This window comes from Nocardia sp. NPDC051030, from assembly GCF_040683015.1.
Taxonomy (GTDB): domain Bacteria; phylum Actinomycetota; class Actinomycetes; order Mycobacteriales; family Mycobacteriaceae; genus Nocardia.
Genome location: NZ_JBFBCD010000001.1, coordinates 740,519 through 761,747, shown reverse-complemented (window position 1 = coordinate 761,747; position 21,229 = coordinate 740,519). Strand labels below are relative to the sequence as shown.

General features: G+C 67.4%; 11 protein-coding genes (1 of these 11 only partly in view). 6 read left to right on the top strand and 5 right to left on the bottom strand.

The annotated features are described in order from the left end of the window. Positions 1 to 60 precede the first annotated feature (60 nt). A complete protein-coding gene (locus tag AB0N05_RS03315) occupies positions 61 to 1,029 on the top strand; it encodes a YafY family protein (RefSeq protein ID WP_364686964.1) in 969 nt (322 codons plus the stop codon). Positions 1,030 to 1,053: 24 nt separating this feature from the next. Here the strand turns inward: AB0N05_RS03315 and AB0N05_RS03310 are convergent, their stop codons facing one another. The 3 genes from AB0N05_RS03310 to AB0N05_RS03300 all read right to left on the bottom strand — a co-directional run bounded on the left by AB0N05_RS03310 (position 1,054) and on the right by AB0N05_RS03300 (position 4,016). After that, positions 1,054 to 2,106: a 2-oxoglutarate and iron-dependent oxygenase domain-containing protein gene (locus AB0N05_RS03310; protein WP_364686962.1), complete on the bottom strand. Its 1,053-nt coding sequence runs from the start codon at positions 2,104 to 2,106 to the stop codon at positions 1,054 to 1,056. Positions 2,107 to 2,209: 103 nt separating this feature from the next. Then, positions 2,210 to 2,935 carry an ABC transporter ATP-binding protein gene (locus AB0N05_RS03305; RefSeq protein WP_364686960.1) on the bottom strand — a complete coding sequence of 242 codons (726 nt, stop codon included), beginning with the start codon at positions 2,933 to 2,935 and terminating at the stop codon, positions 2,210 to 2,212. Between the two features lie 31 nt (positions 2,936 to 2,966). Continuing rightward, complete coding sequence (locus AB0N05_RS03300; RefSeq protein ID WP_364686958.1) at positions 2,967 to 4,016, bottom strand: ABC transporter permease; 1,050 nt, start codon at positions 4,014 to 4,016, stop codon at positions 2,967 to 2,969. A 131-nt stretch (positions 4,017 to 4,147) separates the two neighbouring features. Between AB0N05_RS03300 and AB0N05_RS03295 the strand changes: the two genes are divergently transcribed. Together AB0N05_RS03295 and AB0N05_RS03290 are read left to right on the top strand one after the other, a co-directional pair. After that, on the top strand, positions 4,148 to 5,302 hold the full coding sequence (locus AB0N05_RS03295; RefSeq protein ID WP_364686956.1) for a sensor histidine kinase: 1,155 nt from the start codon (positions 4,148 to 4,150) through the stop codon (positions 5,300 to 5,302). Further along, complete coding sequence (locus tag AB0N05_RS03290) at positions 5,299 to 5,937, top strand: response regulator transcription factor (protein ID WP_364686954.1); 639 nt, start codon at positions 5,299 to 5,301, stop codon at positions 5,935 to 5,937. The genes AB0N05_RS03295 and AB0N05_RS03290 overlap by 4 nt, the downstream gene beginning before the upstream one ends. 35 nt (positions 5,938 to 5,972) lie before the next feature. On the opposite strand, the gene AB0N05_RS03285 is transcribed toward AB0N05_RS03290, so the two are convergent. Both AB0N05_RS03285 and AB0N05_RS03280 read right to left on the bottom strand, forming a co-directional pair. Then, entirely contained in the window at positions 5,973 to 6,563 is a 591-nt protein-coding gene (locus AB0N05_RS03285) for a Uma2 family endonuclease (protein ID WP_364686952.1), read from the bottom strand. A 136-nt stretch (positions 6,564 to 6,699) separates the two neighbouring features. Further along, complete coding sequence (locus AB0N05_RS03280) at positions 6,700 to 7,284, bottom strand: Uma2 family endonuclease (RefSeq protein ID WP_364686950.1); 585 nt, start codon at positions 7,282 to 7,284, stop codon at positions 6,700 to 6,702. 63 nt (positions 7,285 to 7,347) lie between these two features. On the opposite strand from AB0N05_RS03280, the gene AB0N05_RS03275 reads away from it, so the two are divergent. From AB0N05_RS03275 to AB0N05_RS03265, 3 genes are all read left to right on the top strand, one after another. After that, positions 7,348 to 7,773 (top strand): PPOX class F420-dependent oxidoreductase, encoded by a 426-nt coding sequence (locus AB0N05_RS03275; RefSeq protein ID WP_364686948.1) that lies wholly within the window; start codon positions 7,348 to 7,350, stop codon positions 7,771 to 7,773. A 31-nt stretch (positions 7,774 to 7,804) separates the two neighbouring features. After that, entirely contained in the window at positions 7,805 to 8,563 is a 759-nt protein-coding gene (gene cobM / locus AB0N05_RS03270) for a precorrin-4 C(11)-methyltransferase (protein ID WP_364686946.1), read from the top strand. 319 nt (positions 8,564 to 8,882) lie between these two features. Beyond that, positions 8,883 to 21,229, top strand: the 5' portion of a protein-coding gene (locus AB0N05_RS03265) for a non-ribosomal peptide synthase/polyketide synthase (RefSeq protein ID WP_364686944.1). 31,675 nt of this gene lie beyond the right edge of the window; 12,347 of the gene's 44,022 nt are visible here — the first part of the coding sequence; it begins with the start codon at positions 8,883 to 8,885; its stop codon lies off the right edge, out of view.

Here is a 21,229-nt window from a genome sequence, read left to right as displayed (position 1 = left end):
ACTACGTTAGGAAGCAACTAGGACTGGTCCGGTCCTAGTTGGAAGGGAGAGTTCGGAGGTATGACCGACACACCCGCACGCCTCCTACGGCTGCTATCCCTGCTGCAAACACCCCGGGAATGGCCCGGCAGCGAACTGGCCGACCGCCTCGGTGTCTCCGACCGCACGGTCCGGCGCGATGTGGACCGCCTCCGCGACCTCGGCTATCCGGTGGAGGCCACTCTGGGCGCGACCGGCGGCTATCGCCTGGTCGCGGGCGCTGCCATGCCTCCGCTTCTGGTGGACGATGACGAAGCCGTGGCCATTGCGATCGGCCTGCGCGCCGCGGCCGGATCGGCCATCGCGGGCATCGAGGAGGCCTCGGTCCGGGCGCTCACCAAACTCGAGCAGGTGCTCCCGGCCAAGCTGCGCCGCCGAGTCCGCGTGCTGGGCACAGCGACGATCGCACCCAGCTCTGGTGGCGCTCCGGTCGATCCGGAGGTCCTGACCACCCTCGCCGCCGCCATCACCAACCGCGAGCGGGTCCGATTCGCCTACCGCTCCGAGTCCTCCGAGGAAACCCGCCGCAATGTCGAGCCGGTGGGCGTCGTCCCCTACCGCCGCCGCTGGTACCTGGTCGCCTTCGATATCGACCGCGATGACTGGCGCAGCTTCCGAGTGGACCGCATAGCCGCCCCACACCCCACCGGCGCCCGCTTCACCCCGCGCGAACTACCCGCCCGAGACCCCGCCGCCTACGTCACCGGCGCGCGAACCGACTGGGGCACACCGACATTGCGCTTCCGAATCACCATCCACGCTCCCCTCGCCCGGGTCACCGGCAAGCTCGGCGAAATCCCCGGAGACCTCACCGCCGTCGACGACACCACCTGCCGCCTGGAAATGCACCGAGACGATTCCCCGGAGTGGTTCGCCCACCGCCTACTCGAACTCGGCGCGGACTTCGAGGTTCATGAACCACCTGTCCTCATACAAGAACTGCAAGCCGTCCGCACCCGCCTGAATCGCGCTCTCGGGGTGAAGAACTAGCTCTCGCGGTTCCGGTCGAGGGTGTCAGTAGCGCCCAGGTGGCGGCTCGGCTGCCGCCAGCAGGCGAGCGGCCTCGCGCCCGGCCTTGGTGTTCGGTTGCAGGAGGCGGGAACCGGCGAGCTTGGTGCGAATGTGGTCGGCCACGGTGACCGGCTCGTATTTGCTGCCATCGCCGACACAGGACGGGAGGGTGTCGATCACCGCGTCGATATTGCCGTCGTGGAAGTAGGCCGCACTGCGACGGCGCTGAATGGTCCCGTTCACGATGGGCGGCTTCACCCGGTGCATGGTGGAGAGCCAGCGCTCATTGGTCCAGCGCGCCATCAGGTCACCGAGGTTCACCAGCAGTGCGCCATCGGCGGGCTGTACGTCGTGCCACCTGCTGTCGGAGCCGAGCACCTGGAGGCCGGGGGCCTGATCCGCCCACAGGACGGTGACTATCCCGTAGTCGGTGTGTTCGCCCATGCCGATGAGGTCGCCGTCGAGGTCGACGGTGCCGGGCGGGAGGGCGTAGTTGTTCATGCGCAGTACGTCGAGGGAATGGTCGGTGAAGGCGTGGAAGTATCCGGCGGGCAGGTCGAGGGCATCGGCGAAGGCGAGGGTCAGGGTGCGGGCGACTCGACCGGCTTCGGCGAAGTACGCCTCGACGGGTGCTCGGAAGTCCGGAACCTCTTGTGGCCAAATGTTTTCGGCGTAGTCGTTCTCGGGCAGTTCGAGGCCGGGGTAGTCGGTGAGGGCGGTTCCGACATTGAATGCCTCGAAGAAATCGTTCATGCGTGTCGCGGATTCGACGCCGAGGCTCAAGCTCAGGCTCTCGCTCTTGGGTGGCGAATAGCCCCGATTGCTGATGGGCGGCGTCCGATACCGCTGCTTCGTCTCCAGCTCGAGCCCGAAGAAGGCATCCAGGGCACCGGCGAAACCGTCGAGGACGGGTTGCGGCACTCCGTGCCCGACGATCTGCATGAAACCGACCGTTCGCGCCGCCTCGTCGAGCTGTTTGGCGACCGCCCGGCACTGTTCTTCGTTCCCGTCGCACACATACGGCGTGATGTCGATGACCGGCACGTGGAATTCCACTGGTGGTCCCTCCTGGCTGATGGGTGTCAGCAGTCAGATTCGCCTAGCAGTATGGCGCGTGCGTGCACCCGCGTCACGGCTGAGTAAAACGGATCGCCGAACCTCAGGCCGGGACCACGGCGTTTTCGGGGGTGAGCACACCGTCCACCATGCGGTACACCGAATCCATGTGCTGCAGATGCGCGCGATCGTGGGTGACCAGCAGGGTGGCCGCATGATGTTCGCGGACGATGCCGACGATCAGGTCGATGATGGCCGCGCCACGCTCCTGGTCCAGGGCGCTGGTGGGCTCGTCGATGACCAGCAGGGACGGGTCGTTCATGAGGGCTCGGGCGATGTTCACGCGCTGGCGCTGACCGCCGGAGAGCTGGGCGGGGCGCTTGTTCTCGTGGCCGGTGAGTCCTACGGCATCCAGGAGATCCCGTGCGCGGGAACGGACTTCGCGGCGTCGGGCGGGGGAGACGAACCAGGTTTGGCCCAGGTGCACCATGGCTTCGAGTTGTTCCAGGGCGGTGAGTGCGGGGATCAGGTTGGATTGCTGGAAGACGATGCCGATGGCGTCGCGGCGCAGGGTGGCGGCGTCGCGGCGGCTCAGGGTGGACAGATCGGCTGTGCCACTGTCGGTTTCGAGTTCGATCCGGCCCGAGTCGGGGCGCAGCAGGGTGGAGACGGCGGCCAGCAGGGTGGATTTGCCGGAGCCGGACGGGCCGGTGATGGCTGCGATCTCGCCGCCGCGCACTCGCAGGTTCACCCGGTTGAGGGCGGTGATGCGGTCCGCGCCGTCGGGGAAGGTGAGGGTCAGATCGGCGACCGTGAGGGTGTTGGTCATCGCGGAACTCCTGGGAGACAAGAGAGTTGGGTCAGCGCGCCTGGTTGAGGGCGGTGAGGGGATCGGTGGTGGCGAGGAAGCGCAGGGCGAAGGCCGCGCCCAGCAGGCCGAGCAGGATCAGCGCGGCGGCGGGGAAGAGGGTGGTGCTCAGGCTGAGGATGAATGGCACCGCGTCGCCTATGAACAGCCCGGCGATCACCGTGCCGCCGACGCCGATGCCGACACCGATCAGCAAGACGATCAAGGCTTGACTCAACGCATCCCGCACCAGCGAACCCGTAGTCGCGCCAAGGGCTTTCAGCACGGCGATATCGGGCTGCCGCTGCACCGTCCACACCGTGAAGAACGCGCCGATCACCAGGGCCGAGATGGCGAACAGCATGACCGTCATGAGGGTGAGCGAACCGTTCTCGGCCTGATAGGAGCTCATGGCCGAGAGCGAGCCCTTGGCGCTGGTCGTGGTGGTGTGCGCGGCGAAGTTCACGGTGGCCTCGTCGTCCACGCCGGATACCGCGAGGATCGTGGCCGCGCCCGAGCGCGGGTTGAGCGCCTGCCAGTCGGTGAGCGTCATCCACACCACGGGGGTGTGCGCATACCAGTCGTCGCCGGTCACGCCTTGCACGGTGAAGTTGCCGGAGCCGAGTGCGAGATTGTCGCCGGGCCCGGCCTTCAGGTCCTTGGCGGCCGCGCTGCTGAGAATCACCTTGCCCAGCTCGGTTGCCGTGCGATTGCCGAACGGCGTGCCGCCGACCCCGAACAGGGCGACCTGGGTGGGGGAGGAGCCATTGAGGGTGGCCCGGGCGCGGCTGATGCCGATCGGGTCGACGGTGCCGCCGGTGCGCTGCCAGGCCTGCACCTGCTCCTCGCTCAGGGTGGAGGAATCGAAGGAGGCCTTGGAGCCGCTGTCGGAGAACACCACGGTGTCGGTCTTCAGCGATTCGATGGCGGAAATATTCTGGTGCGCCAGCCCGGCCGTCAGGCCGCTGAGGAAGCTGACCAGCAGCGCGACCAGCGTGACCACCAGCATGATGAGGAGGAAGCGGCCGCGGGCGGCCCGCAAATCCCGGAGTGCGACGAACATACTCACACTCTGTCGCCGATCCGCCCCGAATCCATCGCGCCGCCGAACGAATCGGGGACCAGCCAACGGAGGTGCGGCGTTTCCTACTTTCGATGGATGCCGCCGGAGTTGCCCGGCATAAGCTGGTCGACGTGCATCGATCCGCCCTGACACCCGTGTTCTCCGCCTTGCAGCTGGGTCTGCATGTGCTGGTGGTGGCATTGACGGGCGTGGTGGCGGTGCGGGCCGTGGTGGCCGACGCGCATCCCGTCGTGGTGATCGTGCTGGCGGGTGTCTTCCTCGGCGTCTACTTCACCGGGGGCAGGTTTCGCCGCAATCTGACGGCCGCGCGGTTGTGGCTGGCACTGCTGACGGCGCTCTGGCTCGGGCTGGTGTTCTTCGGTCCGTACGCGGTGTATCTGGTGTTCGGCCTGTTCTTCCTCTATCTGCATCTGCTGCCGCGCTATTGGGGACTGCTGGCGGTCGTCGCCACGACCGCGGTGTCGGTGTTCGGGTTCGCGGCGCATGGCGGCTGGTCGCTGGGCGGCGTGATCGGCCCGCTGCTGGGCGCGCTGGTGGCGGTGGCCATCGGCCTCGGCTACGAGGCGCTGTTCCGCGAGGCCGGTGAACGCCAGCGCCTCATCGACGAATTGCTCGCCACCCGAAACACTCTCGCCGAACAGGAGCGAACCGCGGGCAAAATGGCCGAGCGCGAACGCCTGGCGCAGGAGATCCACGACACGGTGGCCCAGGGCCTCAGCAGTATTCAGCTCCTGCTGCACGCCGTGGAGCGCGCGGCCCCCGATCATCCTGCGCTGGAAAAGATTCGGCTGGCCCGCGAAACGGCCGCCGACAGTCTCGTCGAAACCCGGCAGCTCATAGCCGAACTCACCCCCGCGGCCCTCGAGGGCCAATCCCTGGCCGGTGCGCTGACCCGAATCGCCCAGCGCGCCGCCGCCCCCGGCCTGGACGCCCAGGTTCTCGTCGAAGGCGACCCCCAACGCCTGCCCATGCCGATCGAGGCCGCCCTGGTCCGCATCGCTCAGAGCGCCGTCTCGAATGTGGTGCGCCACGCCCAAGCTCAGCGCATGCGCATCACGCTCACCTACGCCGACGACGCCGTACACCTGGACGTGGTCGACGACGGCATAGGCATAGCCCCCGCCGTCCTCGCCCACAACCCTTCCGGCAGTTTCGGTCTCACCGCCATGCGTAGCCGTGTCCAACAGCAGGGCGGCACGATGAATGTCGAATCCGAACCCGGCCACACCGCGGTAGCCATCTCATTCCCCCTGGAGGACCAATGATCCGCATCCTCCTCGCCGACGACCACGCCATAGTCCGGGCAGGCCTGCACGCCCTTCTGGATTCCAGTGTGGCCGAAAGCGATTCCGGCGAAGACATCGAAGTGATCGGCGAGGTGGCAACCGCCGAAGAGGCCGTGGCCTTCTGCTCCACCACCTCGGTGGACCTGGTCCTCATGGACCTCCGCTTCGGCCCCGGCAAGTCCGGCGCAGACGCCACAGCCGCCGTCCGAGACCTCCCCAAACCCCCAAATGTCTTGGTAGTAACCAACTACGACACCGACGCCGACATCCTCGGAGCCATCGAAGCAGGAGCCTGCGGCTACATCCTCAAGGACACCCCACCCTCGGAACTCTTGGCGGCAGTCCGCTCGGCCGCCGCGGGCGAAAGCGTCCTCTCCCCCTCGGTCGCCTCCCGCCTCATGACCCGAGTCCGCAAACCCGACACCACCCTGAGCGCCCGAGAAATCGAAGTCCTCCGCCTCGTAGCCGACGGCCACTCCAACCGCGAAATAGGCAAACGCCTCTTCCTGAGCGAAACAACAGTGAAGTCCCACCTGGTCCACATCTACGCAAAACTAGGCGTCAAATCCCGCACCTCAGCAGTAGCCCGCGCCCGCGAACGCGGCGCGATCTGACCCAGCCCGGCCGATGTCGCGGCCGTGGCCGCCGTTCACCAGGCGTTGTCGGGGTCCAGTAGATCGGCTGGGTCGAGGGTGAACGGGAACGGGGCCGCGACTCGAAGGGTCTCGCCCGCTTGCACATTCGTCGGCTTGCCGTAGACGCCGTTCGTCAGGGTGTGCACGGCGATCTGGGGGTGGGGCTCGAGGTCGATGATCCAGTACTGGGCGATGCCTGCTGCGGCGTAGTCGTGCAGTTTGTCGACCCGGTCGACGGGTTCGCTGCCGCTGCGGCGGGAAACGACCTCTGCGACCAGCAGGACGTCGTGGCCGTAGAAGGTGCGCATGTTCGCTTCGTGCGCGACTCGGGCGGCGTCTCGATCGATCACGGCGACATCCGGTTTACGGACCCCGGCGGGCGTCGAGATATCCATCGGGGCCTGGATATGGACTTCGGCCTCGGCTGCTCGTGCGGCGGTGCGCAATCGATCTCGCAGGATGTCGGCTGCCATGTCGTGCCTAGGACTCGGCGACAAAGGGATCAGCCACCCGTCGGCAAGCTCGTAGCCCTTGCCCTCGTCCGGTAGCGCGTCCAGGTCGTAGACCGTATATGGCCCGAAAGTGTGGTCGTGAGCGACACTCACGGCGTCCTTCCTTCCTGGCTGACTCGCAGTCATTCCTAAAGTATGCGGGTCAAGCGGTACTTCCCCGACACGGTGTGGTGCGTGGGTACCGGATATTCGGAGCCGCAAGGTGGCCGTATGGCCGCGCGGGCTCGGATCAGTCGACCCAATCCTGCAGGGGAGCCGTGTCGAGGGTTATGTCGAGGGGCTTCGGTAGAGGGACCGGACGTCCGAAGGCGTACCGGGACTCCAGCTGATAGCGATGACTGTCCGGTTCGCTGTACACGATCACTTCGGCGGTAGTTCGATCGATCAGCAGATAGAGGGGAATGCCGGACTGCGCGTACGCGCGTGGTTTGTCCACCCGGTCGCGTTGGTTGGTGTCGGAATCGCGTGAGGTCACCTCGACTGCCATCACCACTGCCTCGGGCGACGCCCATTCTCCGCATCCTACGAATGCCTCCAGCGGGGCTACGACACCATCTGGGCGAGCTCGGCTATCGCGATAGGCGGCCAGCCTCAACCCTTGGCCGAGATGAAGGAACAGGCCCGGGCTGGACGGTACGAGCAGTAACAAGAGCCAGATGAGGATTCGCCCGTGGGTTCCGTCGGGCAAAGCCTTGCGGCTCATTCGACCGGCGATGTACTCGAGCTGCACCCCCTCGGTCTCGCGCTCGACTATGTGCGCGATGGTTTCGAACTCGGTGGTTGTGAGGCCGGGATCCTGGTCGTCGGGTGTCATGGCCTGGCTCCTGCCTCGGTGTGGTGCGCGGCTGGCAGTTATTCGGCGTCCTACGGTGTGCGTATGGCCTCTTTGTCTGATCCGCGCGTGCGCGAGTTTCTGTCCGAAGGCACTCGTACCGGGAAGGTTGCGTTCGTGGCGGCTGATGGGCGGCCGGTCGTGACGCCGGTGTGGTTCATCGTCGAGGGGGATGAGCTGGTGTTCAACACGGGGAAGGGGACGGCCAAGGGGAAGGCGATCGCTCGGGATCCGCGGTTGAGTTTGGTGGTGGATTTGGAGGAGATGCCGTACGCGTCGGTGCAGGTGCAGGGGGTGGCCGAGGTTTCGGAGGATCTTGGGGAGTTGATGCGGACCGCTACCGAGATCGGTGGGCGGTATATGGGGGCTGATCGGGCCGAGGAGTTCGGGAAGCGGAATGGGGTGCCGGGGGAGCTGGTGGTGCGGTTGCGGCCTACGAAGGTGATTTCCTCGTTTGATGCCACCGCCTGAGGGGTGGGGCGGGGCTGCCTAGACTCGCGGCATGACAGTGCACTTCATCGGGGCTGGGCCGGGCGCGGCGGATTTGCTGACCGTGCGGGCCGTGGGGCTCCTGCGGAAGTCCCCTGTCTGTTTGTTCGCGGGGACGTATTTGGATCCCGAGGTGCTGGGGCACTGTGCGCCGGATGCCGAGCTGGTTGATACCCAGGGCCTCGACCTGGACGGGATCATCGAGCACTGTGCTCGGGCGCATGCGGAGGGGAAGGATGTCGCTCGGCTGTGTTCGGGGGATCCCTCCTTATATTCGGCGCTCACCGAGCAGAAGCGGCGGTTGGATGCGCTGGGGATTCCCTGGGACGTGACGCCGGGGGTTCCGGCCTATGCGGCGGCGGCGGCGCTGCTGGGGGCCGAGCTCACCGTGCCGGAGCGGGTGCAGTCGGTTGTGTTGACGCGCACGCAAGCTCGGTCGACCGTGATGCCGGAGTCTGAAGCGCTGGGGAATTTCGCGCGAACTCGGGCCACCCTCATATTGCATCTGGCTATCACCCGGATCAGGGGACTGGCCGAGGAGCTCGTCGCCGACTACGGGGCGGGGTGTCCGGTGGCGGTGGTCTATCGGGCCAGTCAGCCCGAACAGCTTGTGCTGCGGGGGACTCTCGCCGATATCGCCGATCGGGTGGAGTCGGCGAACTTGCGTCAAGCGGCCGTGATTCTGGTGGGGGAGGCCCTCGCGGACTCGGTCGACTGCGCGCAGTCGCACCTATACGATCCGGCTCGGGATAGGTCGCATCTCACTCCCTGAAACCTTTGTGGGGCGGGGTGAAAGCCGCGAAAAGCCATGATAGCTAAAGGCTATGGTGCTTATTGTTTCTGGGTTGCTGGCTGGCGGTAGATTGGACCGAGTGTTCAGCAGCAGGGATCGCAAGATGGCCAGGGTTCGGCCGGTGGGTGTGAGCGCGCCCATGTAACACGGTCGGCAGGCTGGATAGATAGCCAAGAGAACTTCTTTGTCTTATTTACCTGAAGTGAGCCCCGAACATCGGACGCCACGCTAGTCGAGTGTGGCGTCTTGTTCGGGTTTCGGTGGGGAGCGCTGCGGTGTTCCGGAAGCGAGGTTAGGGTTGGACCGGGTGGATTTCGGCAGCAACGGGGCAGCTGGCAGCGAAATCGCACCGGTTTCGGGCGAGCTGTTCCCGCTGTCTCCGGCGCAGCTCGGTATCTGGTACTCCCAGCACCTCGATCCGCAGGTGCCGATCAACATTGCCCAGTACGTCGAATTGCGCGGCGAACTGGACCTGGTGTTGCTCGAGCGCGCGATGGTCGATGGTTCGCTGGAGTTCGGATCGGGCTTCCTGCGCATCGTCGAACGCGACGGTGAACCCATGCAGATGGTGGATCCGACACTGGACCGCACCATCTATCACGCCGACGTCAGCGATGCCGAGGATCCGGTCGCGGCCGCCCGGGAGTGGATGCGCGCCGATTACAGCGCCCCGCTGAACCTGGTCGAGGACCGCCTGATCAAGACCTGCATGGTCAAGCTGGGCGAGGGCCACTACTACTGGTACGCCCGCATCCACCACATCGTGCTGGACGGCTTCGGCGCGATGACCTACATGGGTCGCGTCGCCGAGCTGTACACCGCCTACGTCAAGGGCGTCGAGCCCGCTCCGGCCAAGGTCACCGATCTGCCCACCCTGGTCGAGCAGGAATTCGCCTACCGCGAGACCAGCCGCTTCAAGTCCGACAAGGACTACTGGGCCGAGCGTGTGGCCGGTCTCGAGGACGGCACCAGCCTGGTCGGTCGCTCCGCCCCGCCCGCGGCCATCAACTCGATCGCCGCCGGCGCGCTCACCGCGGACCAGAACACCCTGCTGGATCAGGCCGTGGCACGGCACGATTCGTCGCCCGCCGCACTCCTGATCGCTGGTTTCGCGGCCTACCTGGCCCAGTGGACCGGCAATGAGGACGTCATCCTCTCCCTGCCGGTGACCGCCCGCACCACCGCGGTCATGCGCCGCTCCGGCGGCGCGACATCGAATATCGTCCCGCTGCGCCTGCACGTCGGCCACGACACCACGACGGCCGACCTGCTCAAGCAGGTGACGGCGGCGGTGGCCGGCGCACTCCGGCATCAGCGCTACCGCGCCGAGGACATTCGCCGCGACTCCAGTGGCGAGTTCACCGGCGGCGATATCGGATCGCAGTTCTTCGGCCCGTGGGTCAACATCATGCTGTTCCACAATGAGGTCGTCCTCGGCGATGTCACCGGTGAATTCAGCGTGCTGTCAACGGGTTCCATCGAGGATCTGGGCGTCAACTTCTACCAGTCGGTGAAGGGCACCCGGAACCACATCGACTTCGAGACAAACCCGAACCTCTACTCCGACGACGAGACCCAGCGTCATCACGCGCGGTTCCTGGAGTTCTTCGACCGCTTCCTGGCGGCGGGGGAGACCCAGGTCGCGTGGGGCCTGCCGATCACCACCGAGGCCGAGCGCATCCGCACGCTGCTGGAGTGGAACGAGTCGGGGCACGAGGTCCCGGTCACCACCCTGCCCGCATTGCTCGACGCGCAGATCCCGTTGACCCCCAATAACATCGCGCTCGAGTTCGAGGGCGAAACGCTCACCTACGCCGAGTTCGGCGAGCGGGTCAACCGCCTCGCGCACTTCCTGATCGCCGACGGCGTCGGCCCGGAATCCCTTGTCGCCCTGGGTATGCGGCGCTCCCTGGAGCTGGTCATCGGCATGCACGCCGTGCTGCGGGCCGGTGGCGCGTACGTGCCCATCGACCCGGATCACCCGGCCGATCGCACCGCCTACATCCTGGACTCTGCGGCACCGGTCTGTGTACTGACCACCGCGCGCGATCAGCTGGAACTCCCGGACTCCGTGCGCCGCTTGGAGATCGACAGCCTGGACGTCTCGGGCTTCTCCGCCGAGCCGGTCACCGATGCCGATCGCGTGGCCCCGCTGCGCCCGGACAATACCGCCTACGTCATCTACACCTCGGGTTCCACCGGCCGCCCCAAGGGCGTCGCGGTCACCCACCACGCCATCGTCAACCAAGAGCTGTGGATGCTGGACGAGTACCAGCTCACCGCCGACGATGTGTACCTGCAGAAGACCGCCACCACCTTCGACGTGTCGCTGTGGGGTTACTTCCTGCCGCTCATGGTGGGTGCGAAGCTGCTGGTCGCCACCCCGGACGGCCATCGCGACCCGCTGTATGTCGCGGACATGATCCAGCGCCACGGCGTCACGGTCACCGACTTCGTGCCGTCCATGCTGACGGTCTTCGTCGCGCATGCCACCGCCGCCCAATGCGCCACGCTGAAGCACGTTTTCGTGATCGGCGAGGCGCTGCCGCCGGAGACGGGTGCGGGCTTCCGCGCGATCTCCACGGCCGGTTTGCAGAACCTGTACGGCCCGACCGAGGCCGCGGTCTCGGTCACCTACTGGGAGAACACCGCCGCCGACACCACCACGGTGCCGATCGGTATGCCCGAGTGGAATGTCGAAGTCTACGTTCTGGATTCGCGCCTGCGGCCCGCCGCCATCGGCGCTTCGGGCGAGCTCTACCTGGCCGGACGTCAGCTGGCGCGCGGCTACAAGGGACGCCCGGATCTGACCTCGGATCGCTTCGTCGCGAATCCGCTCTCCACCACCGGCGAGCGCATGTACCGCACCGGTGACCTGGTGCGCTGGAACGATTCCGGCGCGCTGGAGTACATCGGCCGCACCGACTTCCAGGTGAAGTTCCGCGGTCAGCGCATCGAGCTCGGCGAGATCGAGACCGACCTGCTCGCGCATCCGGCCGTCAGCCAGGCCGCCGTGCTGGTCATGGACACCGCCACCGGCCAGCAGCTGGTCGCCTATGTGGTGCCCGCCCCGGGCCAGAGCATCGATCCGGCCGAGCTGACCCGCTTCGTGGCCGAGAAGCTGCCGACCTACATGGTCCCGGCCTCGATCATGGTGCTGGATGCCTTCCCGCTCAACACTTCCGGCAAGCTGGACCGCAAGGGCCTGCCGGATCCGGTGTTCAGCGCGGATGCCGCCGGTTACCGCGCCCCGCGCACCGCCGCCGAGGAAATCGTGGCGGGCGTGTTCGCCGATGTGCTCGGCCATGAGCGAGTCGGCATCGACGACAACTTCTTCGACCTGGGCGGTAACTCGCTGGTCGCCACCCAGGTGGTGGCCCGCATCTCGGCGGCCTTCAGCACCCGCATCGGTGTGCGCGCGCTGTTCGAGACGCCGACCGTCGCCGGTCTGGCCGCGCGCGTGGAAGCCGCGGGCCCGTCCGATGTTTCGCGTCCGCCGCTGGTGGCGCAGCCGCGCCCGGACCGGGTGCCGCTCTCGCTCGCGCAGCAGCGCATGTGGTTCCTCAACCAGTTCGATCCGACCGTCCCGACCTACAACCTGCCGTTCGTGGTGCGGTTGCGCGGGCAGGTCGATATCGAGGCCCTGCAGCTGGCGCTCACCGATGTGGTGGCGCGGCAGGAATCGCTGCGCACCATTTTCCCGGAGTCCGGTGACGGTGGCTTCCAGCGTGTGGTGCCGATCAACGAGGTCGATCTGGGCATCACCACGCAGGAGATCGGTGAAGCCGAATTGCAGTCGGCGCTGGCGCAATTCGCCTCCACCGGCTTCGACGTCTCCACCGAACTGCCGATTCGCGTGCGGCTGTTCCGGGTGGTCGAGTCCGGCCGCCATGCCGCGCACTCCGACGATGTCGATCTCGCGGTCGCGTTCGTGGTGCATCACATTGCGGCGGACGGCTTCTCGTTCGGACCGCTATCTCGCGATATGACCGCCGCCTACCTGGCTCGCGTCGCCGGACAGGAGCCCGCGTGGGCTCCGTTGCCGGTGCAGTACCAGGACTTCGGTATCTGGCAGCGCGAAATGCTGGGCTCCGAAGCCGATACGGATTCCCTGGCCGCACGCGAGATCGCCTACTGGCGTGGCGCTCTGGCCGGACTGCCGGATCAGCTGGACCTGCCCGCGGATCGCCCGCGCCCGCCGGTGCAGAGCTTCCACGGCAGCCGCGTCACCTTCGAGATCCCGACCGAACTGCACACGCAGCTGTCCGGTCTGGCTCGCGCCCAGGGTGTTTCGCTGTTCATGGTCATGCACAGCGCTCTCGCGGTGCTGCTGTCGCGCCTGTCGGGCACCACCGATATCTCCATCGGTACCCCGGTGGCCGGTCGCGGTGAGCAGGCCCTGGACGACCTGATCGGCATGTTCGTCAATACCCTGGTGCTGCGCTCGGAAGTGAATGGGGCCGAGAGCTTCACCGACTTCCTCGCCCGCACCCGGGACGCCGACCTCGCGGCCTTCGCGAATACCGATGTGCCGTTCGAGCGGCTCGTCGAGGTCATCAACCCGACCCGTTCGCAGGCGCGGCACCCGCTGTTCCAGGTCATGCTCTCCTTCCAGGAGATGTCGCACGGCTCCATGGAACTGCCGGGCCTGACCGTCTCCGCGGACGAGCTCGAGGTCGATATCGCCAAGTTCGACCTGCAGTGGACGCTGACCGAACAGCGCGGCATGCAGGGCGAACCGGCCGGACTGTCCGTGGTGCTGTCCTACGCCACCGACCTGTTCGACGATCGCACCGTCGCCGAATTCGGCCACCGCTACCTGCGCGTCCTCGAAACCGCCGTCGCCGCACCGGACACCGTGGTGCGCGATATCGACATCCTCGATGCCGGTGAACGCGACACCGTCCTGCACGAGTGGAACCGCACCGGGCACCCGCTGCCCGCCGTGGTCACCGTGCTGGATCTGTTCGAGGAGCAGGTCCGGATCCGGCCGAACGCCACCGCCCTGATCTTCGATCCGGGCGAGCGCAGCAGCGGAATGTTCGGCCCCGCCGCCGAACTCACCTACGCCGAGTTCTCCAGCCGGGTGAATCGCCTGGCCCGCAAGCTGATCGCCGAGGGTGTCGGCCCGGAATCGCTGGTAGCGGTCGGTATTCGCCGCTCCATCGACATGATGGTCGCCATCTACGCCACCCTGGCGGCGGGCGGCGGCTACGTGCCGGTCGACCCGGATCACCCGGCCGAGCGCACCGATTACGTCCTGGGCAGCTCGAAGCCGGTGGTGCTGCTCACCACCCGTGACGACGATGTGGACAGCCAGGACTGCCCCGTCCTGCACCTGGACACCCTCGATCTGGCCGAGTTCGACGACGCCCCGATCGCCCCGGCCGAACGCCTGGGTGAGCTGCGTCCGGAGAACGCCGCCTACGTGCTCTACACCTCCGGCTCGACCGGCCGCCCCAAGGGCGTGGCCGTGCGGCATTCGGCGGTGCTCAATCAGATCGCCTGGATCACCGGCGAATACGCCATCGACGACACCGATGTGATCCTGCAGAAGACGCCGGTCACCTTCGACGTGTCGGTGTGGGAGCTCTTCGGTTCCCTCGCGGTCGGCGCGCAGTTGGTCATCGCCGCCCCGGACGGGCATCGGGATCCGATGTACCTGTCCGAGGTCATCGGCAATCACCGGGTCACCATGACCTCGTTCGTGCCGTCCATGCTGTCGGTGTTCGCTTCGAGCGCGTCCTCGTCGGAATGCGTGTCGCTGCGTACGGTTCTCGTCGCCGGTGAGGCGCTGCCGCCCGCGACCGTGACGGCCTTCCGCAAGTTCTCCACCGCGGCGGTGCACAACCTGTACGGCCCCACCGAGTTCACCGTGCACGCCACCTACGCGCCCATCGACGCGCCCGTCGTCACCTCGGTGCCGATCGGCCGCCCCGTGTGGAACGCACAGGCCTATCTGCTCGACGGTGGCTTGCGCCCCGTCGCCGCCGGAGTCCCGGGTGAGCTCTACCTGGGTGGCGAGCAGATCGCGCGCGGCTACTACGGCCGCCCCGATCTGAGTGCGGAACGCTTCGTCGCGAACCCGTTCGGCGAGCCCGGCTCGCGACTCTATCGCACCGGTGACCTGGTGCGCTGGAGCCAGACTCAGCCCGGCGTCATCGAATACATCGGCCGCACCGACTTCCAGGTGAAGTTCCGCGGCCAGCGCATCGAGCTCGGCGAGATCGAGACCGCGCTGCTCGATCACCCGGCGGTCAATCAGGCCGTGGTGCTGGTCATCGACACCGTCGCGGGCGATCAGCTGGTCGCCTACATAGTGACCGGCGGCCCCGTCGACCTCGACAGCGTCAAGACCATGCTGCACCGCACGCTGCCCGCGTACATGGTGCCCGGGTCGCTCATGGTGCTGGATGCCTTCCCGCTCAATGCCTCCGGCAAGCTGGATCGCAAGGCGCTGCCCTCGCCGCGCTTCGAGGTGCGCGAATTCCGTGCTCCGACAACGCCGATCGAGGAGATCGTTGCCCAGATCTTCGGCGAGGTGCTCGGCATCGCCCGGGTCGGCGTCGACGACGACTTCTTCGAACTCGGCGGCAACTCGCTGATCGCCACCCAGGTCGCCACCCGACTGGGTACCGCGCTCGATACCCGTGTGCCCGTGCGCATGCTGTTCGAGGCCGCCACCGTGGAGGCCCTGGCCGCCCGCGTGGAATCGCATGCCGGTGACGGTGCGCGCAAGGCGCTCGTCGCCCGCGAACGGCCCACCGAGATCCCGCTTTCGCTTGCGCAGCAGCGCATGTGGTTCCTCAACCGCTTCGACACCGCGTCGGCGGTCAATAACATCCCGGTCGCCATCCGGCTCTCCGGCGAACTCGATGTGGCCGCGCTGCAGGTCGCCGTCATCGACGTCATCGACCGGCACGAATCGCTGCGCACCGTCTTCCCGGAGACCGTGCACGGCCCGGTCCAGCAGGTCCTGGACGCCGCGCAGATCGTGCCCGACCTGACGCCGGTCCCGGTCACCCCGGACAACCTGCTCGATCACCTGATCGAGCTGGCCTCCATGGCCTTCGACGTCACCGACGAAGTGCCCTTGCACGCAGCGCTTTTCGAGATCAGCGAAGCCGAATACGTGCTCGGCATGGTGGTACACCACATCTCCGCCGACGGCTGGTCCATGGGCCCGCTCGCCCGCGACGTCATGGTGGCCTACGCCGCCCGCACCTCGTGGGAAGCGCCCGCCTGGGCCGAATTGCCGGTGCAGTACGCGGATTACGCGCTGTGGCAGCGCGAGGTGCTCGGCGCCGAGGACGATCCGGCCTCGCTCATCGCCAAGCAGATCAAGTACTGGGCCGACAATCTCGCCGACCTGCCGGACGAACTGGTCCTGCCCGCGGACCGGCAGCGGCCCGCCGTCGCCAGCTACCGCGGCGGCACCTACCCGTTCGCCATTTCCGCCGAAACCCAGCAGCACCTGGTCGAATTGGGCCGCAGGCACAATGCCTCGCTGTTCATGGTGCTGCACAGCGCGCTCGCCGTGCTGCTGGCGCGACTGTCCGGCACCGAGGACATCGCCATCGGAACCCCGGTGCACGGCCGCGGTGAGGCCGCCCTGGACGACCTCATCGGCATGTTCGTCAATACCCTGGTGCTGCGCACCGCGGTCGACGCCGACAAGTCCTTCGCCGACCTGCTCGCCCAGTCCCGCGAGAGCGACCTGCACGCCTTCGCGCACGCCGACGTGCCGTTCGAGCGCCTGGTCGAGGTGCTCAACCCGGCCCGCTCGCAGTCCCGGCACCCGCTGTTCCAGGTCATGCTGACCTTCCAGAACACCCGGCAGGCCAGCCTGGAACTGCCCGGGCTCTCGGTCAATGGCATCGACTACGACGCCGGACTGGCCAAGTTCGACCTGCAGCTCACCTTGCAGGAGACCCAGGACGAGCATGGCGAGCATGCGGGCATGTCCGCCGAGTTCTCCTACGCGCTGGACCTTTTCGACGAATCGACGGTCGCGGCCTTCGCGCAGCGCCTGGACCTCATCCTGGCGGCCGTGGTGGCCGATCCGGAGCGGCCCATCGGCGATATCGATCTGCTGGTCGACGGCGAACGCGAACAGGTGATCGACGGGTGGAACTCCACCCAGTTCGACCTGGCTCAGGTGCTGCCCGCACTGCCGGAAGGCGAAGCAGCGACACTGGTTTCGCTCTTCGAGGCCCAGGCTCTGGCCAGCCCCGATGCGCCCGCCGTGGAATTCGACGGGACACCCGAGCGAAGCGAGGCAAGGGCAGAGCTGTCCTACGCCGAGTTCTCCTCGCGTGTGCACCGCTTGGCCCGCAAGCTCATCTCGCAGGGCGTCGGCGCGGAAACCCGTGTGGCCCTGGCCATCCGCCGCTCCCTGGACCTGGTCGTCGCCATGTACGCGGTGCTCGAGGCCGGTGGCGCGTACGTGCCGCTGGACCCCGACCAGCCCGCCGACCGCATCGACTACGTGCTGGATACCGCCCGCCCGGTGGCCATCCTGACCACCGGCCGCGACGACTTCGTCATCGGCCGGAATGTGCCGATGCTCGAGGTCGACGACATTCGCCTCGACGAACTGTCGGACGCCCCGATCACCGATGCCGAACGCGGACAGGCGATCCGGCCCGAGCACACCGCCTACGTCATCTTCACCTCCGGTTCGACCGGCCGCCCCAAGGGCGTCGCCGTCGAGCACGGCGCGATCGTGAACCGCCTGCTGTGGATGCAGCACGAGTACCCGATCGGCCCGGACGACGCGGTACTCCAGAAGACGCCCGCCACCTTCGACGTGTCGGTGTGGGAGTTCTTCTGGCCCTTGCAGACCGGTGCGCGCCTGGTCGTCGCCAAGCCGGACGGCCACCGCGATCCGGTGTACCTGGCGCAGATCATCGCCGATGCGGGCATCACCACGGCGCACTTCGTGCCGTCCATGCTCTCGGTCTTCGTCAGTGGATTGGGCAATGGTCAAGCTGGGGACGGCATACTGCCCGAGGAAGGCGATGGCACCGCGTCCAGCCTGCGGCAGGTCTTCGCCTCCGGTGAGGCGCTGCCCGCGCCGACCGCGCAGAAGCTGCGTGAGCTGACCGGCGCTCGCCTGCACAACCTGTACGGCCCGACCGAGGCCGCCGTCGATGTGACCTATCACGAGGTCGTCGACGCCGACACCGTGTTCGTGCCGATCGGGCGGCCGGTCTGGAACACCCAGACCTATGTCCTCGACGCCCGCCTGAACCCGGTCGCGCCGGGTATCGCGGGTGAGCTCTACCTCGCGGGCGATCAGCTGGCCCGCGGCTACCTCGGCCGCCCGGACCTGTCCTCGGATCGCTTCGTCGCCAACCCGTTCGAGGTCGGTGCGCGCATGTACCGCACCGGTGACCTCGTCACCTGGACCGCCGATGAAGCGCGGGGAGGCGGAGCGGAACTGAACTACTTGGGCCGCACCGACTTCCAGGTGAAGCTGCGTGGTCTGCGCATCGAGCTCGGCGAGATCGAGGCCGCGCTGCTGGCCGAGCCGGGCATCGCCCAGTCGGTCGTGGTGGTGCGCGCGGACGCGCACGCGGGCGATCAGCTGGTCGGCTATGTGGTCCGCGAGCCCGAAGCCGTCATCGACGTCGAGTCGGTCAAGGCCGCGCTCGGCCGCTCGCTGCCGGGCTACATGGTTCCGGCCGCCATCGTCGTGCTCGACGGCTTCCCCGTGAACGCCTCCGGCAAGTTGGACCGCAAGGCCCTCCCCGCTCCGGTGTTCGAGGCCAAGCGTTTCCGCGCCCCGTCGACCCCGATCGAAGAGATCACCGCGCAGATCTTCGCCGACCTGCTCGGCGTGCCGCGCGTGGGCGTGGACGATGACTTCTTCGAGCTCGGCGGCAACTCCCTCGTCGCCACCCAACTCGTGGCCCGCCTCTCGGTCGCGCTCAATGCCGAGATCGGCGTGCGCGTGCTGTTCGAGGCTCCGACCGTCGGCGCGCTTGCCGCGCGCGTGGAGTCGCATGCGGGAACCGGTGTGCGCCAGGCGCTCACCGTGCGCACCCGTCCCGAGTTCCCGCCGCTGTCGCTCGCGCAGCAGCGCATGTGGTTCCTCAACCGCTTCGACACCGAATCGGCCGCCAATAACATCCCGGCCGCCGTAAGGCTCACCGGTGCACTGGATCTCGCCTCCCTGCGCGGTGCCGTCGCCGATGTGGTGGCGCGCCACGAATCGCTGCGCACGATCTACCCGTCGCACGAGGGCGTCGCCTATCAGAAGGTGCTGCCCACCGGCCGCGCCGTGCCGCAGCTCGACGTCCTGGACGTGACCGAGGCGGAGCTCTATGCCGCGGTCTACGACTTCGCCGGGCGCGGATTCGACGTCACCGAGGAACCGCCGGTGCGCCTGCGGGTCTTCCGCCAGGCCGCCGACGATCACGTACTCGTCTTGGTCACGCATCACATTGCGGGCGACGGCTTCTCGATGAACCCCCTCGTCCGCGACCTCATGACCGCCTATGTGGCGCGCAGCAATGGTGAGGCCCCGGGCTGGCCGGAACTACCCGTGCAGTACGCGGATTACGCACTGTGGCAGCGCGAAACCCTCGGCTCCGAGGAAGACGCGCGCTCGCTCATCACCGAGCAGCTCGAGCACTGGCGTACCGCGCTCACCGGGCTGCCGGATGAGCTGCGCCTGTCGAACCGGCCGCGTCCCGCCGTCGCCTCCTATGAGGCGGGTACCCATCGCTTCCAGGTGTCGGCTGAGCTGATCACCGGACTGAACCGGGTCGCGCGGCAGCACGGCACCACCCTGTTCATGGTCGTGCACAGCGCCTTCGCGGCACTGCTGGCGCGACTGAGCGGCACCGACGATATCGCCGTCGGCATCCCGGTCGCGGGCCGTGGCGAGCAGGCCCTGGATGACCTGGTCGGCATGTTCGTCAACACCCTGGTGCTGCGTTCACCGGTCGACACCGGCGAAAGCTTCGCCGATCTGCTGAAGAAGGTCCGCGAGCGCGACTTGCAGGCCTTCGCGCACGCCGACGTCCCGTTCGAGCGCCTGGTGGAGGTGCTCAACCCGGCGCGCTCGCAGGCGCGGCATCCGCTGTTCCAGGTCATGCTGTCGTTCCAGAATCTGGGCCGCACCGCACTGGAACTGCCCGGCCTGTCCGTCTCGCAGCTCGACGTCGACCAGCAGACGGCCAAGTTCGACCTGCAGCTGACGCTGAGCGAAGTCGCTGACACCGCCGCGGTCGCCGAATTCGAGTCCGCGGCAATGGATGCCGAGCTTGTCTTCGCCACCGACCTGTTCGACCCGGCGTTCGCCGAGGTATTCGCGCAGCGATTCGTCCGCATGCTGACCGCCGTGGTCGCCGATCCGTCGGTGACCGTCGGCGATATCGAGCTGCTCGCCGAGTACGAGCGCGCCCGAGTCCTGCGCGGCTGGAACGAAACCGGCTTCGAGCTGGACGCGGCCCTGCCGGTGGTTTCGGAAGGCGCTGCCGCGACCCTGGTTTCGCTCTTCGACGCACAAGTGGCGCTGACTCCCGACGCGATTGCCGTGGCCTTCGAGGGCACGACTCTGTCCTACGCCGAGTTCGCGGGACGCGTGCGCCAGCTCTCCCGCTGGCTCATTGCCGAGGGCGTCGGACCGGAATCGTTTGTGGCGCTGGGTATGCGCCGCTCCATCGACCTGGTTGTGGGCATGTACGCCGTGACCGTTGCCGGTGGCGCGTACGTGCCGCTGGATCCGGATCACCCGGCCGAGCGCATCGAATACATTATCGACACCGCGCAGCCGGTGAAGGTGCTGACCTCCGGTGACAACTTGGAAGGCGTTGCCGCCCAGCAGGTCCGCATTGATCAGCTCGATCTGTCGGCGTTCGCGGATACCGCGATCACCGATGCCGACCGCCGCGCCCCGCTGCGTCCGGAGAACACCGCGTACGTGATCTTCACGTCCGGCTCCACCGGCCGCCCCAAGGGTGTCGCCGTCTCGCACGCCGCGATCGTCAACCGCCTCGTCTGGATGCACGCCCAGTACGGCCTCGCCGCCGACGATGTGGTGTTGCAGAAGACGCCCGCCACCTTCGACGTGTCGGTGTGGGAGTTCTTCTGGCCCTTGCAGGTCGGCGCGACCCTGGTCGTCGCCAAGCCGGACGGTCACCGCGACCCGGCCTACCTGCTGCGCACCATTGCCGCCGAGCAGGTCACCACGGTGCACTTCGTGCCGTCCATGCTGGCGGTCTTCGTGGCCGAGCTGGCGGGGCAGCCGGATACGGCCGCCGCGTCGTCGCTGCGCAATGTCTTCGCCTCCGGTGAGGGCCTGCCCGCGCCGACCGCACAGCAGCTGCGCCAGCTGACCGGTGCGCGCCTGCACAATCTGTACGGCCCGACCGAGGCCGCGGTCGACGTGACCTATCACGAGGTCACCGACGCCGACCTCACCTCGGTGCCGATCGGCGCCCCGGTCTTCAATACCCAGGTCTTCGTGCTGGATTCGCGGCTGCGGCCGGTTCCGGTGGGTGTCGCGGGTGAGCTCTATCTGGCGGGCGATCAGCTCGCCACCGGCTATGTGGCGCGCCAGGATCTCACCTCGGATCGCTTCGTGGCCAACCCGTTCGCGGTCGGCACCCGCATGTACCGCACCGGCGACCTCGT

What these genes read in the sequence shown, in the direction of transcription:
- AB0N05_RS03315 (WP_364686964.1), top strand. Translation starts at nt 61, where the DNA reads ATGACCGACACACCCGCACGCCTCCTACGGCTGCTATCCCTGCTGCAA.
- AB0N05_RS03305 (WP_364686960.1), bottom strand. Translation starts at nt 2,935, where the DNA reads ATGACCAACACCCTCACGGTCGCCGATCTGACCCTCACCTTCCCCGAC.
- AB0N05_RS03300 (WP_364686958.1), bottom strand. Translation starts at nt 4,016, where the DNA reads ATGTTCGTCGCACTCCGGGATTTGCGGGCCGCCCGCGGCCGCTTCCTC.
- AB0N05_RS03290 (WP_364686954.1), top strand. Translation starts at nt 5,299, where the DNA reads ATGATCCGCATCCTCCTCGCCGACGACCACGCCATAGTCCGGGCAGGC.
- AB0N05_RS03280 (WP_364686950.1), bottom strand. Translation starts at nt 7,284, where the DNA reads ATGACACCCGACGACCAGGATCCCGGCCTCACAACCACCGAGTTCGAA.
- AB0N05_RS03275 (WP_364686948.1), top strand. Translation starts at nt 7,348, where the DNA reads ATGGCCTCTTTGTCTGATCCGCGCGTGCGCGAGTTTCTGTCCGAAGGC.
- cobM (WP_364686946.1), top strand. Translation starts at nt 7,805, where the DNA reads ATGACAGTGCACTTCATCGGGGCTGGGCCGGGCGCGGCGGATTTGCTG.